8 protein-coding genes are annotated in these 15,048 nt (G+C 78.0%); 3 read left to right on the top strand and 5 right to left on the bottom strand.

Features of this window, described 5'->3' with window-relative positions; all coding sequences use genetic code 11:
- Nucleotides 1-29 precede the first annotated feature (29 nt).
- The 5 genes from ACIRS1_RS00530 to ACIRS1_RS00510 all read right to left on the bottom strand — a co-directional run bounded on the left by ACIRS1_RS00530 (nucleotide 30) and on the right by ACIRS1_RS00510 (nucleotide 9,211).
- Nucleotides 30-1,445: a family 16 glycosylhydrolase gene (locus ACIRS1_RS00530; RefSeq protein WP_402835678.1), complete on the bottom strand. Its 1,416-nt coding sequence runs from the start codon at nucleotides 1,443-1,445 to the stop codon at nucleotides 30-32.
- Complete coding sequence (locus ACIRS1_RS00525; protein WP_402835676.1) at nucleotides 1,442-3,418, bottom strand: glycosyltransferase; 1,977 nt, start codon at nucleotides 3,416-3,418, stop codon at nucleotides 1,442-1,444. Before ACIRS1_RS00525 ends, ACIRS1_RS00530 begins: the two co-directional genes overlap by 4 nt.
- Nucleotides 3,397-4,626, bottom strand: a complete 1,230-nt coding sequence (locus ACIRS1_RS00520) for a phosphotransferase family protein (protein ID WP_402835675.1) — start codon at nucleotides 4,624-4,626, stop codon at nucleotides 3,397-3,399. Before ACIRS1_RS00520 ends, ACIRS1_RS00525 begins: the two co-directional genes overlap by 22 nt.
- Nucleotides 4,623-7,733, bottom strand: a complete 3,111-nt coding sequence (locus tag ACIRS1_RS00515; protein WP_402835673.1) for an HAD family hydrolase — start codon at nucleotides 7,731-7,733, stop codon at nucleotides 4,623-4,625. Before ACIRS1_RS00515 ends, ACIRS1_RS00520 begins: the two co-directional genes overlap by 4 nt.
- 104 nt (nucleotides 7,734-7,837) lie before the next feature.
- A complete protein-coding gene (locus ACIRS1_RS00510) occupies nucleotides 7,838-9,211 on the bottom strand; it encodes a lipopolysaccharide biosynthesis protein (protein ID WP_402835671.1) in 1,374 nt (457 codons plus the stop codon).
- Between the two features lie 249 nt (nucleotides 9,212-9,460).
- Here ACIRS1_RS00510 and ACIRS1_RS00505 point away from each other — a divergent pair, with 249 nt between their 5' ends.
- The 3 genes from ACIRS1_RS00505 to ACIRS1_RS00495 all read left to right on the top strand — a co-directional run bounded on the left by ACIRS1_RS00505 (nucleotide 9,461) and on the right by ACIRS1_RS00495 (nucleotide 14,880).
- Nucleotides 9,461-10,525, top strand: a complete 1,065-nt coding sequence (locus tag ACIRS1_RS00505; RefSeq protein ID WP_402835669.1) for a GNAT family N-acetyltransferase — start codon at nucleotides 9,461-9,463, stop codon at nucleotides 10,523-10,525.
- 84 nt (nucleotides 10,526-10,609) lie between these two features.
- The gene (locus tag ACIRS1_RS00500; protein ID WP_402835667.1) at nucleotides 10,610-11,575 is read left to right on the top strand and encodes an alkaline phosphatase family protein; all 966 of its coding nucleotides are present in this window, start codon (nucleotides 10,610-10,612) and stop codon (nucleotides 11,573-11,575) included.
- 98 nt (nucleotides 11,576-11,673) lie between these two features.
- Nucleotides 11,674-14,880 carry a hypothetical protein gene (locus ACIRS1_RS00495; protein WP_402835665.1) on the top strand — a complete coding sequence of 1,069 codons (3,207 nt, stop codon included), beginning with the start codon at nucleotides 11,674-11,676 and terminating at the stop codon, nucleotides 14,878-14,880.
- Nucleotides 14,881-15,048: the final 168 nt, after the last annotated feature.

Raw genomic sequence — 15,048 nt, 5'->3', positions numbered from 1 at the left:
GTGCGGCCTCCCGGGGCGGCCCCGGGGGCTCAGTGCTGCCAGACCCGCACCCAGTCCACCGTCATCCGCGCCGAGGAGACGTTCTGCGGCGGCGAGCTCGGGTACCCGACGGCCAGGTTGAGCAGCAGCTCCATCGGCTCGTCCGGGATCTTCGACGGGTCGGTGACCTGGTAGCGCTGGACGCCGTCGACGTACCAGGTGAGCGAGTCGCTCTCCCAGTCGAGCGCGAACACGTGGTCGCCCGCGGGGAAGTCCTGCGGGCCCCAGCGCTGCCACTGGTCCCTGGGGTTGCCGTCCGGCCCGGTGAAGTGCACGGTCATCTGCACGTACTGGGTGGTGGAGATGAACTCGGCGACGTCGAGCTCGGGCGGGGTGGTGCGGGAGGCCGGCAGGAGCCAGAAGGCGGGGAACATGCCGGCCTCCGGGGGGATGCGCACCGCCGCGGCGAAGTAGCCGCGGGTGAAGGTGTGCCGCGGTTGCGCGTTCCAGGAGTCCCGGCCGGTCGAGACCATGCCCGAGGTCCACGGGTAGTCCTTGCCGTCGCTCCCGCGGGTGTCCGAGCGGTCGGCGCTCAGGGTCAGCCGGCCGTCGCCCACGCCGACCTGCTGCGGGAGGTACCACTGCAGCTCGTGGTTGCCGGCGTTGGTGCAGCCGTCCTGGTTCCAGTCGTAGCAGGTGGCCCACTTCGCGTGGTCGAGCGTCGTGCCGTCGAAGTCGTCCTGGAAGGCCAGGTGCCAGGCGCCGGGGGCCGCCGGGGCGGTCGGACCGGCGGTGGGGCTGCTCGCCCCGGCGCCGCTCGGCGGGGTGGACGCCGTCACCGTGGCGGCCGGGCCGCCCCCGGCGCACGCGGCGACCAGCAGCAGCGCAGCCGCGCCCGCGCCGGCCCCGCCGACGCGCTTGCGCCACCGCCGTCGTCGGCGCCGCCTTCCGTCCGTGCGGTCGCCGTCCGTGCGGTTGCCGTTCGTGCCACCGCCGTCCGTGCCGCCGTCGCCCTGGTCGCGTGCGCGTGTGCCGCGTCCGCCCCGGTCGCGGTCGCCCGGACCGCCGTCGCCGTCCGGGCCGTCCGGGGGAGGTCTGCGGCCGCGCGGGCGGCACTGCGGCAGCGCCAGCAGCGTGGTGGCGGCGGCCACCGCCCCCAGCGCCCAGCCGCTGATGAGCCCGCCGGCCAGGTAGAAGCCCACGATGATCACCGTGTCGACGGCCAGGCTCAGCGCCACCGCCAGCACCCAGTACTCCAGCGGGTCCATCGGCGCACCGCGCGCGGCCAGCGCAGGCCGGGCCGACCGCACCGCGGCCAGGCCTGGGCACAGCAGCAGGAACGCGCCGGCCACGGCCACCCGGACGGGGTCGGCGTCGGCGAGCGCGTAGACGGCCAGGGCCGCCCACCCGGACAGCGCCAGGGCCCACCCGGCCCGGGCGGCGGTTGCGGACGAGGTGCCGTTCACGGCCCGCCTCCTGGCTGGGGGACGGCACCGCCCGGGAGCTGCGGGGCCGGCGACGGGCCCGCGGCCGGCTCCTGGCCGGGCAGCGGGTTGGGGACGAAGCGGTACACCACGGCGTCCTGGTTCTGGTACACCAGGTCGAACCCGGGGGTCCGGGACACCACCTCCGCGAGCCGGTCCTCCAGGTCCGCCGGGCAGATGCCGGTCAGCCGGCACTCGGCGGCCTGCGCCCGGCTGAGGATCAGGTACGCGGGCACACCGGGGTGGGTGAAGCCCACCGCGGCCTCCAACCCGCCCAGCGGGTCCTGGTTCAGCAGCTCCCGGGTCTGCGGGGTCGTCTCGGCCAGCCGCACCCCGGGGTGCTGGTCGTAGCCCTCGTAGATGCCCGGCACGCTGCCGGTCATCGACACCACCACCGAGTACGGTGGCGCGGCCTTGAGGAGCTGTTCGGTCGCGGCGACCTCGCGGTCGTCGTACCAGTTCATCCGCTCCTTGCTGTCGTAGCCGAAGAAGAGCCCGCCGAGCAGTGCCAGGAACAGGACCAGCGAGCAGGCCGCGCGCAACCGGGGCCGCGGGGAGGGCCGCAGCACGAGCGCCGCCAGCATGAACGCGCAGGCGGGCAGCGCGAACAGGTAGGTGCGGAAGATCATCTCCCCGCCGTAGCTGTTCGCGGCCAGCAGCGGCACCGGGGCCAGCGCCAGGTAGGGCAGCGGGGTGCGCCGCAGCCACGGCCGGCGGACGAAGGCGATCACGGCCAGCAGGACGACCGTCGCGGACAGCCCGCGGTCGATCCAGTCGACCGTGACCTGCTGCGGCGCGGCGATCCCGAGGTTGGCCAGACCGGCGCTGATGTTGGAGTCCGGTGTGGTGAGCGCCTTGGTGAACTGGCCCAGGTTCGCGGACAGGTACGGGCGCGCCACGGTGGCGTCCCACACCACGGTCATCGCCACGGCGGCCGCCAGGGCGGGCAGCACCACCCGGCGGTTGCGGCGGGGGATCGCGAGCGCGGCGAGCGAGCTGATCAGCATCAGCGGGGTCAGCTGGTGCGAGCAGACGATCGCGGCCTCCAGCACCAGGACCATCAGGAACCGGATCGGCATCCACCCGTCGCCCGCGGCCGCGCCGGCCGCAGGCCCCGTCGCCGGTGCGGGGGCGGCCGAGCGGTGCGAGCCGCCCGGTGGAGCGGGGCCGGGCGCCCGGCCCGTCCGGCCCGTCCGGTCCGTCCGGTCCGTCCGGTCGGGCAACTGGCGGACCACCACGGCGATCACCGCGAGGAAGAGCACCAGGGCGAAGGCCTGCGGCGAGAAGTAGTCCTGCCCCACCCAGGAGCAGGAGTAGTAGACCCAGGCCGCGCCCCACACCAGCGTCCGGTCGGTGCTGATCGCCCGGTAGAGCAGCAGCAGCGGGGCGAGCAGCAGCGCGTTGAACAGCGGCGGGCCCCAACTCGCGTACCCGAGCGCCGAGTGGAGGCCGGTGAGCCGCAGCAGCAGCCCGTTCAGCACGAAGAAGCCCGGCCACTGGTTGTACGGGTCCAGCGTCCCGGCCTGCGGGACGGGGCCGCCGTGGCGCAGCATCGCGTCGATCACGGCGACGTGCTTCCACGCCCAGGAGTACCGCAGGTTGGCGTAGAGCAGCGTGGGCGTCGCGTGGACGACGGCGATCAGGGCCAGGACGTACCCGGCGAGCCACCACTGGCGGAGCCGGCGGTCGCGCAGCACGAGCAGGAAGCCCGCGGTCAGCAGGCCGGCCGCCGTCCAGTACAGGACCGGCAGCACCTGCAGCAGACCGAGATCGCCCATCCGCTCCAGGTGGACGTGGCGCAGCGAGAGCAGCCACAGCAGCAGCGAGACCGGCAGCAGCGCGCGGCCCGTCAGCGAGGGCAGCCGGCCGAACCGGCGGGGGCGGCGCTGCGTCGCCCCGGCGGCGGGCGGCCGCCCGGGCGCCGACACCGGCGTCACGGCCGGGTCGCCCGCCATGTGGCGGCCTCCTCCAGGAGCGGGGTCACGTTGCGCGAGACCCACCAGTGGCTGCGCGCGTAGCGGGGGGACTTGGTCACGTTCGAGACGACGTGCCACAGCCAGGTCAGCAGGGGCAGCACCGCGTCGTCCGGCGGTCCGGCCGGGCCGCTGCGGCGCAGGTCCACCAGGTCGTCGCGGGTGCCGTCGATCAGGGCGAGGCCCGGCCCGGGCAGTGCGCCGTGGCGCACCATCTCCCGGACGGCGCTGCCGAGCTGGCGGCCCTCCCGGCGGCAGGCCAGGGCGATCACGAAGGTGTAGGCGTCGATGGCGCAGGGGCCGTCCGGGCGGGCGCCGCCCCAGTCGAGGATCCCGGTGACCCGGCTGCCCCGGCCGTCGAACAGGACGTTGCCGGCGTGGAAGTCGCCGTGGGTCCAGGCGACGGTGGTCTCGGCGCCCGCGAGGCCGGCCCGCAGCCGGTGGCGCAGGGCCGCCAGCCCGGCGGCCCCCTTCCCGGTGCGGCACCAGGGGATGTCGGTGCCGAGCACGCCCAGGGGCTCGTCGACCCAGGCCACCAGCCGGCCGGTGGCGGTCTCGGTGCGCCCGGTGGCCCGGTGCAGCTCGGCCACGGCGGTGAGCGCGCGCTCGGCGACCCCGTCGTCCGCGCCGGGGGCGGCCAGCAGCTCGTCGGCGGTGGTCCCGGGCAGCCAGCTCTCGGTGATCAGCGGCAGCGGCCCGGTCAGCTCCTGGTGGACGGGCACGGGGACGAGGGCGCGCCAGCCGCCGAGCCGGGCGTCGGCGGCCAGGGTCTCCAGCACCCGCCACTCGTGGTCGAGGGAGGCCACCGCGTGGCCGGTGCGGGCGTGCTTGACGGCCAGCCGCTCCCGGCCGGGGGCGTCGAGGGAGAGCACCAGGACGTCGGCCAGCCCCGGGGGCCCTGGCCGCAGGGTGCAGGTGCCGTCCAGGCCCAGCCGGCGGGCGATCCTGCGGGACTTCCAGTGGTCGGTGATGCGGTAGACCAGCCGGGCCCGGCGCAGCGGCAGCAGCGCCCGGGGGGAGGACCGCAGCCGGGGGGCGTGCCCGCCCGCGCCCGGGTGCCCGGGCGGCAGTCGGCGGGTCCGGCGCAGCACCAGTTCCGCGGCGAGTGCGCACTGCGCGGCCAGCACGGACCGGGCCCGTGCCCGGTACGGCTGCGGGGCGCGGCGCAGGCGCTGGACCGCCGGGCTCATCCGGCCCGGCCCGGGCGGTTCGGCGCGGCCGGTGCGGCCGCGGCAGGGGGTGCGGTCCGGCCGGCCCGGGCGGGCGGCGCGGTGCGGGTGGTCCGGGAGGTCCCGGCGGCCCGGGGGGTCGGGGTGGCCGGCGTCGTGCGCGCGGCCGCCACGGCCAGCCGGGCCAGCCGCAGCGGCGCGCCGGAGCGGCCCGCCTCCGGCACGGCGAGCACCGCCAGCAGGGCGCGGGCGTCGGCGGGCGGGCGCGGTGCCCGGCACAGCGGGCAGCCGCCGGGCCGGTGCCCGATCAGCCGGCCCACCGCCTCGGCGAGGCCGGCCTGGTAGGCGCGCCGCGTCACCGGGACGCCGGCCGCCCGGACGGCCCGCTCCGCGTTCGCCGGGGCCGCGCCGCGCCCCGCCCAGCCCAGCAGCTCCACGTCGGCGACGCCGTCGCCGACCGCCAGCGCGGGCGGCCCGTCCGCCCCGAGCCGGGCCAGCAGGGCCCGCGCCCCGGGGGCCTTCCCGCAGCCGCGCGGGACGAAGTCGGTCTGGGCCTGGCCGGGCACCGTCGTGAACAGCCGGCCGAACGGCTCCTCGGCGAGCAGGGCCGCGACGGCCTGCGGCGCCGGCGCGTGCCGCCGGCCGTCCCGCGGCGAGCGGACGGAGGCCCGGATGCACCAGCGGGAGAGCGGGTCGGCGGCGGCGGGCTGGTCGAGGGCGGCCAGCCGGGCGCGCAGCCCGCCGTCGCCGGCCCGGCGGCGCTCGTGGTCGAGCAGGACCTCGGTACTGCCGGACACCGCGTCCACCAGGACCGCCCCGTACTCGGCCACCCCGCCGTCCAGCCGGTAGGCGGCGCAGCGGTCGGCGACTTCGGGGCCGGAGCGCCCGGTGGCGAGCACCGTGCGGTAGCCGTGCGCCCGCAGCGCGCGCAGCGCCAGCGCGCCGGCGGGGGAGGAGGCGGGGAAGCCGAGCACGTCGGACTCCAGCACCCCGTCCACGTCGAGGACGCAGCACGGCCCCCGCGGCTCGGTGTCCAGGTCCGCCAGGTAGACGGCGGAGAGGAAGCGCTGCACGGCGCGCGCCTGGGCCCGCCGGGCGTCGGCCCGGGTCCGTTCGGAGGGCGGCAGGCCGTCCTGCACGGCGGCGTGCCGGGCCTGGACCAGCCGCAGCAGGCACCAGCGGGCGTCCGACACGTCCTCTCCGGTGAGGCGGCGGTACTCGGCGAGCAGCTCGGCGTCGTCGTCCGCGGGGCGGTCGGGGGCCTGGTCCGCGGGGGTGTCCGTCGTGGTGTCCCTCGTGGCGTCCGCGGGGGTGTCCGGGGCGGCGTCCCGGGCGGGGTCCGGGGCCGGGGCGGGGTCCGTGGTGCCGGACGCGGGGCGGTGCGCGGCGCCGGCGAGGTCGTAGACGGCGTCGTAGCTCGCCAGGTTGAGGTGGCCGAAGGCGCCGTCGGCGTAGGCGGTCTTGCGCCAGCCGGCGCCGCTCCCGTGCCCGCTGCTGCCACCTCCGCTGCCCGCGCCGTCCGCGCCGCCCGCCGTCCAGCGGTGGCGCGCGGTCAGGCCGTCGGTCACGCAGGGGCGGGCCGGGGTCAGCAGGGTGCGGGTCAGCCGGTCCAGCAGCAGCGGACGGAGCAGCGTGTGCAGCCGGCCGACCACCGGCGCCAGCTGGCGGGCGGAGGCCTCCCAGACCGGGTCGCGACCGGCCAGCAGCAGGCTCCGGTCGGCGGGTACGGCCAGCAGCCGCTGCCGGGCGGCGACGTAGCGGGCGACCTCGGCGGGTGGCACGCCGTGCCGGTCGGCCGGCCGGTGCTCCGGCCGGGGGCGGACCAGCACGCCGTCGGCGATCCCGAGCGGCTCCGGGACCAGTCCGGCGAGCGCACCGGCCACCGTTGCCGCGTACGCCCCGAAGTAGCCGACCCCGGCCCACTCGGCGAGCAGCGGCAGGGTGCGCACACCGCCGTCCGGGTCGACCACGCGGGCCGAGCAGGGCACCGCCAGGTGCGCGCGGCGGGAGAGCGGCCCCGGGGCGTCGGCCGTCAGGTCCAGCAGGCGCCGGCCGGGCGGCAGCAGCCGGGCGACCGCCGCGGCCAGCGCGGCGGGCCCGAGCAGCGTCCGGACGTGCCAGTCGCGGCCCGGGAGGGTCACGCAAGGTAGGCCGCGCAGGGCGGGCGGCAGGGCGCCCGCGCCGTCGAAGGACGCCAGGACGGGGACGACCGAGTCCGGTGCGAAACCGCCGCGGACGGCCAGACCGGCGAGGCCCGCCAGGGAGCCGCCGGTCACCGGCGGGTCGTCGACCAGAAGCACCAGCCCCGACCTGCGGCGCAGCTCGCGCACCAGCGCCGCCCGGCCCGGCAGCAGGGCCGCGCCCGGACGGGTGGTGCCGACCACCACCTCCCGGTGGCCGAGGCCGCGCAGCGCCGCCGCGAGCAGCGGAGCCAGGTGGCTGCCGGAGGTGCGTACGCCCAGGACGAGCAGGGGGCGGTGACGGTCCGGGTGACGTGCGGTGACCAGCCGGGCCAGGGCGACGCAGTCCTGCGGGTGCTGGTCGAAGCTGCGGAAGCAGGCGGGCGGGCGCTGCACCGCCCCGGCGAGCAGCCGCCGGGCGCCGGGCAGCCGGCCCAACGCGGCCACCGCGGCGCGCAGTTCCGCCGCCAGGCCGGCGGTGTCCGGGCCGACGGCGTCCAGGTCGGCGGTGTCCGGGCGGGTGGGGCCGGGGTCGGCGCCGTCCTGGCCCTCCCCGTGCGGCCGGCCGGTGGCCGCCCCGTCCTGGAGCGCCAGTTCGGCGAGCCGGTCGCGCAGCGTCGCGAACCGCCCGCACCAGGCGCGCAGTCCACGGGCGGGCGGTACGGCCAGCCAGAGCCCGGTGGCCCCGCGCAGTCCGGCCCGGGCCGCCCCGACCGCGCCCGGCCGGGCGCCCTTCGCCAGGTGGTCCAGCAGCCGGCGGGGCCGCCACGCGGTGCCCTCCAGCACGTCCTCGACCACCTGGACCACACCGGCGCTCAGCAGGAAGGCGTCGAGCCACTGCCCGTCGGAGGCGCATCCGAGGAGACGGCCGGTCAGCTCCGGCACCGTCAGGTGCAGGTCCACCGGTGCCGGTGCACCGTCGGCCGCCGCGGTCCGCACATCGTTCATTCGTGGACTCCCGTAAGCTCCCGAAAGCGGGGAAGCGCCCTCGGGACCGTGCAGGCGCTGTGCCTATCCACTCTAGGCACCAGGCGTCCAGGCTGCCCCCTCAGTCACCCCTCGCGGCCGCGCGCGGCCGCCGCCGGACCGGTCGGGGCGCTCCCGCCCCCGGGCGGCGGAGCGGGGAGCCACCAGGAGCGCCGCCACAGCAGCACGGCCGCCACCAGGGTCTGCCCGATCAGCCAGGCCGCGCCCGCGCCGTCGATGCCGAGCACCGGCAGCAGCAGCGCGGTCAGCGCCAGCACCGTGACCGAGAGCGACGCCAGCACGCCCACCACCACGCCCATCCGGCGCCGGGCCCGGGACAGGGCGACGACGGTGGTGGTGAGCAGGTTCGGCAGCGCGGAGAGCGCGAGCAGCCAGAGCACGACCGTGCCGTGGCGGGCGTAGTCCGCGCCGAACACCCGCAGCGCCCACGGCCCGACGGCGATCAGCAGCACCACCGCCGCCACCAGCACCCGACCGGAGTGGCGCAGCACCCGCCGGTAGTCGTCGAGCCGGGTGATGTCCCGCGCGGACTCCACGACCAGCGAGTAGCCCATGTTGGAGCTGAAGCAGTACAGCGCGAAGGGCGCCGTCCAGGCCAGCGAGAAGTACGCGCTGTCGGCGGCGCCGAGGCGGTTGAGCACCATCACGGGCGGCAGGTTGACCGCCGCCAGCCAGCACATCGCACCGGCGTAGTCCGCGGCCAGGTAGCCGAAGGTCGGTCTCGAGGTGTCCGCGGCGGCCTGCGGTGCGGCGCGCTGGTGCCGGGGCAGGGCGCGGCGGAAGACGAAGGCGTTCGTCACCACGAGGGCGAGCGCGAGGCCGGCCATCCAGGACACCAGGATCCCGTTCTCCGCGCCGAAGGCGACGAGGACGGCCAGCAGTCCGATCTTCTCGACCGCGAACAGCCCGTTCTCCAGGGCCACCCAGTCCGCCCGCCGCAGGCCGGTCAGGACGCCGTCCTGCAGGTTGAACACGGCGTAGCCGGCGGTCGCCACGGCGAAGAACAGCCCCAGGCCCCAGCTGTGCAGGAAGTCCAGCCCGGGCGAGAGCCAGGGGATCAGCAGCACGAACCCGGCGGCGAGCACCAGGGTGACCGACGAGGCCACGGCGTAGGCCAGCCCCACGAGGCGCCCGGCGCGCCGGCCGGCGGAGGGCACGAAGCGCACCATCGCGTTGGCGAGGTTCAGTTGGCCGATTCCGCCGAGGAACATCATGGCCGAGACGGCGGCGACGTTGCGGCCGACGGTGGCCGCGTCGTACCAGTGGGCGGCCAGCGCCCAGTACAGGGCGCCGAAGGCCGAGGTCAGGAGTGAACTGACGGTCAGCAGATGGGCGTTGCGCAGCAGCGGGTCGTAGTTCCTGGCGGCGGTGAGGACGGCCCTGCCCCGCGACCGCAGGGACCGGGTGGCGGTGGGCGGGCCGCCGGATCCGTTGCTCACCACCAGCAGCTCCCGTCCTCGGCCTCCCCGGCCCGGTCGCGGCGCTCTGCCGGTACGGCCGGCCTGCCCATCCTATGACCGGGGGCCCGGCCGCCGCCCGGCCGCCGCCCGGCCGCCGTGCTACCCCGGGGCGGGGCTCGGGGGGCGGGGTTCGGGGGCGAGGAGCGGGCGGACCGGCGGGAACGCCCGGACGTCCCTAGCCTGGGAGGCGGGACCCCGGCCCGACGACCGGAGAGGAGCCCCCGTGCCATGCCCAGGAATCCGCCCGCCGGTGTGCGGGTGACCAGCCCGGTGCCGCGCGCCCTGTGGTGGGAGCTGCTCGGGCGGGACGGCGGCGCACTGGTGACGCAGACCCCGACGTGGCTCGACTGCCTCTGCGAGGCCTGGCCGCTGGAGGACGCGAGTCGGCTGTACCGCTTCGACGGCGGCCGCCGGATCCTCGTCCCGCTGGTGCGTCACCGGCGCCGGGCCACCCGGCTGCTGGCGGAGGAGTCCTGGCCCGGCTGGGGCGTCGGCGGGGCCCTCGTGCCGGACGGGGCACCGGACCTGCGGCAGGCCAGGGCCGTCCTGGAGGACCTCGCGCACCGGCCGGCCGTCCGGGTCGCCGTGCGGTTCAGCCCCCGGGCCTCCCCGGTCTGGGGCGAGGCCGCCCCCGGCGCCTTCGCGGCCTACGACCGCACCACCTTCCTGCTCGACCTCGACGGCGGGTTCGAGGAGGTCTGGGCCCGCCGCTTCCACGCCCGGGTCCGCCGGGGCGTGCGGCAGGCCGAGCGCGCGGGGGTGGAGGTGGAGGTCGACCGGACCGGCCGGCTGGTTCCGCTCTTCCAGCGCCTCTACCGGGAGTCGGTCGAGCGGTGGGCGGCGCAGCAGCACGAGCCGCCCGCCCTGGCCCGGTGGCGCCACCGCCGGGAGGAGCCGCCGCGCCTGCTGGAGGCGGTCGCCGAACGCTTCGGCCCCTCCTGCGCGATCTGGCTGGCGCGCTGCGGCGGGGAGCCGGCCGCCGCGATCGTCGTCCTGCGGCACGGGGACCACACCAAGTACTGGCGGGGCGCGATGGACCGGGCCCTGGCCAACCCGGTCCGCGCCAACCACCTGCTGCACCGCCTCGCCGTCGAGGACGCCTGCGCGGCCGGGAGCCGCTGCTACGACATGGGCGACGCCCGGCCGGACTCCTCGCTGGCCGAGTTCAAGGAGAGCTTCGGCGCCCGCGCGGTGCGCAACCCGGCGTACTACCGCGAGCGCCTGCCGCTGACGGCGGCCGACCGGCGGATGCGCGGCGCGGTCAAGCGCGTCATCGGCTTCAGGGACGCCTGAGGCCCGGGCGGTTCGGCGGTGCCGGAGCAGCTCCGCCGGGCGGCAGCGCTTGCCGCGCCCGCCGGGGGCGACCAGGCTGGAGAGGTGATCCGGGCGGTGCCGCGGGCCGCCGGCCGGCGCCGCCGAACGGGCGGGGCCGTCGGTGCGGCCGCTGCCGCCCTGCTGCTGGCGGGCTGCGCGGCCACCGCCTCCCCGTCGGCCACCGTCTCCCCGTCGGGCCCGGGCGCCGTCCCGGGCTCGGGCGCCGCCCCGGGCGCGGCGGCCCCGTCGGGTGCCGGGGGCGCGGTGCCCCGCCCCGACCACGTCGTGGTCGTGATGGAGGAGAACCGGTCCTACCCCGACGTCATCGGCCGGACCGACCAGGCGCCCTTCATCAACGCGCTCGCCGACCGCGGCGCCCTGTTCACCGGCTCCTTCGCCGTGGCGCACCCCAGCCAGCCCAACTACCTGGCGCTCTTCTCCGGTTCGGTGCAGGGCGTCACCGACGACTCCTGCCCGCAGACCTTCGGCGGCGCGAACCTCGGTTCCGCGCTGCGCACCGCCGGACTGTCCTTCGCCGGCTACTCCGAGGGCCTGCCGGCCGCCGGCTCCACCGTCTGCGACAACGGCGGCTACGCCCGCAGGCACAACCCGTGGGTGGACTTCGCCGACCTGCCGTCCGAGGTCAACCAGCCGTTCTCCGCGTTCCCGCACGACTACGCGGCGCTGCCGACGGTGTCCTTCGTCGTCCCGGACCTCACCCACGACATGCACGACGGCACCGTCCGGCAGGGCGACGACTGGCTCCGGGACAACCTGGCCGGCTACGCCGACTGGGCCGCCACCCACAACAGTCTGCTGGTGGTCACCTGGGACGAGGACGACGGGAGCCCGGCCAACCACATCCCCACCGTCGTGGTGGGCGGGCCGGTCGCCCCCGGGCACTACGGCGAGCGGATCGACCACTACCGGCTGCTGCGCACGCTGGAGGACGCCTACGGCCTGCCGCCGACCGGCGCCGCCGCGGCCACCGCCCCCATCGGCGACGTCTGGCGCCACGGCGGCGCGTAACGGCTTGGCCACAGGCCCGGTGAAAAGCGGTAACCGCTGTCCCGAAGCCGCGACATGATGATGCGTCAAGGTTGCGGCGGCGGGCGGGAGAGTGGCGGATGGCCGATGGCGTGCCGACGGGGACGGGGACGGGCCCGCGGACGAGGGTGGACCGGCGGCCCTGGGGCGGCCGGGAGGACGGCGCACCGGACCCGCCGACCAGGCTCGGACGCTTCCGCACCCCGCCCGACGCGCCGACCAGGGTCACCCCGCCGCGCGGCGCCACCCCGCCGACCGTCACCCGGCGCCCGGCCCCCGCCCGCGGCGGCCACTTCGGCGGGGCCTTCCCCGCGGCCCTGCTCAACCGCTACGAGCCCTACGAGGTCGCCGGATCGGGCACCGAGGGGACGGTCTGGCACGTACGGCGCACCGACGGCGGCGGCGACGCCGCGGTGAAGGTCACCCGGGCCGGGCAGGGCATGGACGCCGAGCTGCTGGAGCACCTGCGCGACCCGGCCCACCGGCGGCACGTGCCCGAGATCGTCGACTACGGCCAGGTCGAGCACGCCGGGGTGGGCTGCGCCTGGGTGGCCATGGAGTACCTGCCGGTCACCCTGGCCGACCACGTCGCCGAGCTGCACCGGCAGGGCCGGCACACCGACGGGCGGGAGACCGACCGCATCGTCCGCGAGCTCGTGGACATGCTGGACTTCTGGCAGCGCCGGATCGAGCGCAACCCGGTGGACTTCAAGCCCTCCAACATCCTGGTCCGGCCCGGCGGCGCAGGCCCCGGGGAGGGCCCCGGGGAGTTCGTGATCGCGGACTTCGGCGGCATCGCCCGGCTCACCGCCAGCCGCAGCTTCACCCCCGAGATGCAGGTGACCGTCGCCTACATGGCGCCCGAACAGCTCGCCGGCGCCAACCACCCCGCCGGGCCCTGGTGGGGCCTGGGCAACGTGCTGTACGAGCTGTACTCCGGCCGGCCCCACTACCTCGACGCGGACGGCCTGCTGGTGAGCGACGAGGTGCTCCAGTACGACCTGGTCTTCGGCGAGGGGACGGACCTGTCCGCCGTCGCCGATCCGCGCCGGCTGCTGCTGCTCCAGGGCCTGCTGACCAGGAACCCGGCGCACCGCTGGCGGGCCCCGCAGGTCACCCGCTGGCTGGCGGGCGAGAGCCCGGTGGTGGTGCGGCCCCAGCGGCCCGCCCCGGGCCCCGGCGGCGGCCCCGCGCACCGCCCGGTGACCTTCCTCGGCGACCCGTACCACGCCCCGTCCGTCCTGGCCCGGAGCATGCTGAACCGCTCCGGGGAGGCGGCGGAGTGGCTCGTCGACGGTGGCGCGCAGCAGCTGCTGGCCTGGCTGCGCGACGAGGTCCGGGACACCCTCTTCGACCTGCACTACCTGCGGGCGGTCGACACCGCCCGCGGTGCGCGCCGGGCGGCGGCGGCCGCGCTCGCGGTCCTCGCCTTCGGCGCCGCCTTCGCGCCGTCCGCCGTCCCGGTCTACCGCGAGCGCCCGGTCGACGCGGACGGCCTCACCCGGATCGCCGCCGGGCCAGACGGCGTCGCCTTCGTCGACGAGCTGCTCGCCGCCTCGGTGCCGGCCGTCGCCGCCCGCTACGACTGCGACCACGCCGAGTGCTCCGGCGAGCACTGCGGGCGGCTGCTCGGGCTCGGCCGGGTCCCGCAGGTGGTGGCCGAGGCGGACCGCGCCGCCCACGAGCTCGGCGGCGGCCGGCGCACCGGCGACGGCCTCGGCGCGGACGAGCGGGCCGAGGCGTACCGGCTCGCCGTCTGGCTGACCGTCCAGCCCCAGGAGCACGCCCGGCTGCTGGCCCGGCTCTCCCCGCTGCCCGGCGCGCTGCACCGGCTGCCCCTGCCGGGCCGGCTCTCCGTGCTGCTGGCCGTGGTCGCGGCCGCCGTGGCGGACGCCGTGCTGGCCGCCTGGACGGCGGTGCGCGGCGGGCGGGCGGACGACGTGCGGCGCCGCTGGTCGCTGCTGCGCCGGCGCGCCGTGGCGGCGGACCCGGGGGAGGTGTCCGGCTGCGCGGCCCTGGTCGCCGCCGAGGCGCTGCGGGCCCGGCGCGGCGCGGTCGGGGCGGGCGGCGCGACCGAACGCGGCGCAGCGGCGACCCGCACGGGCGGAGCGACCCGGACCGACCGGGCGGCCGCCGCCGCCCGCCGGCTCCGGGCCGGGGCGGCCCCGCGGATCCGCGCCTGGTGGGCGGACGCCCGCTCCGGCCTGCCCCGCCGGGCCGCCGCGGCCCTGCTGCTGCTCGTCGCCCTCGCCCTGCTGCTCTGGGCGGGCGCGCTGGCACGGCTCAGCGTGGACGCCGGGAACCAGCTGAAGGTCTTCCCGAACAGCCTCTTCGGCGGCCACCTGCGCACCGCCGGCGACCACGCGGCCCGGTCGGTGGCCCCGCAGCTGGGCGCGGCGCTCGCCGCGGCCCTCATCCTGGTCGCCTTCCCCGCCCGGGTCGGCCGGGGCACGGTCGCGCTGGTCGCCGCCGGGGCCGCGGCGATCGGCTACCTGCGGCTGGGGCCGCCGATGACGGTGCTCAAGCCGCCGCCGGCGGTGGTCGACCGGGTGGTGACCTTCGAGGGCGGGATGGGGAGCTGGGCCGGGGTGGCGGCCACCGTCGGCGTCGTGCTGGCGCTGGTGCTGGCCGAACGTGCCACCCGCCTGATGCGGGCGGCCCGGACCGCCCGGGACGACGGCGCCGGGCGGGCGCCGCGGCGGGCCCCCCGTCCGTCCGGCGCGACGGGCGGCGCGACGGGCGGGGCGACGGGACGGGCGACGGGCGGGGCGGCGAGTGGTGCGCCGGGCGGCGCGAGGGGTGGCGCCGCCGGCCGGCCGGCGGCCTCCCGGGACTGGCGGCCCGGCCCCGCCGGGGTGCGCGACCGCGTCCGGTTCGCGCTCGGCGGCACGGTCGTCCTGGTGCTCCTGCTCGGGTCGGCCGTCGAGGTGCGGCTGGCCGCCGTCGGGCACCACACCACCCCGGCGTCCTGGGGAACCGGCCAGGTCGGCGCCGCCTACCAGGCCGGCTTCACCCTGCTGCTGGCCGCGGTGTCGATCGCGTCCACCCTCGCCCGCGCCCGGACGGCCCGTTGGCTCTTCGCCCTCTGGGTGCTCGGCACGCTGCTGCTCGGGGCGCTGCCCCCGCCGCTCGGACCGATGGAGGCCCTGCGCATCCCGGTGGCCGGGCCGCTGTACCGGTCCGTCGCGGAGCTCTGGGGGCACGGCGCGTTCTGGGCGGCCGTCCTGGTCGCGCTCCCGCTCGCCTGCCTCGGCATCCAGCGGGCGGTGCTGCGCACGGGGCGCTGACGGCGGCTGCGGTCCTCGGGCCGGCGCCGCTGCGGGGGTGCTTCCCGGGGACGCTTCCCGGGTGGGGGTCCGGACGGGTCGGGCGGGGGTCCGGACGGGGGTCCGGACGGGTCGGGCGGGGTCCGGGCGGGTCGGGCGGGGTCCGGGCGGGTCGGGTCCGGGCGGGGC

It is taken from the genome of Kitasatospora sp. NPDC101176 (genome assembly GCF_044768035.1).
GTDB lineage: Bacteria > Actinomycetota > Actinomycetes > Streptomycetales > Streptomycetaceae > Kitasatospora.
This window is presented reverse-complemented; position numbering and strand designations above follow the sequence as displayed.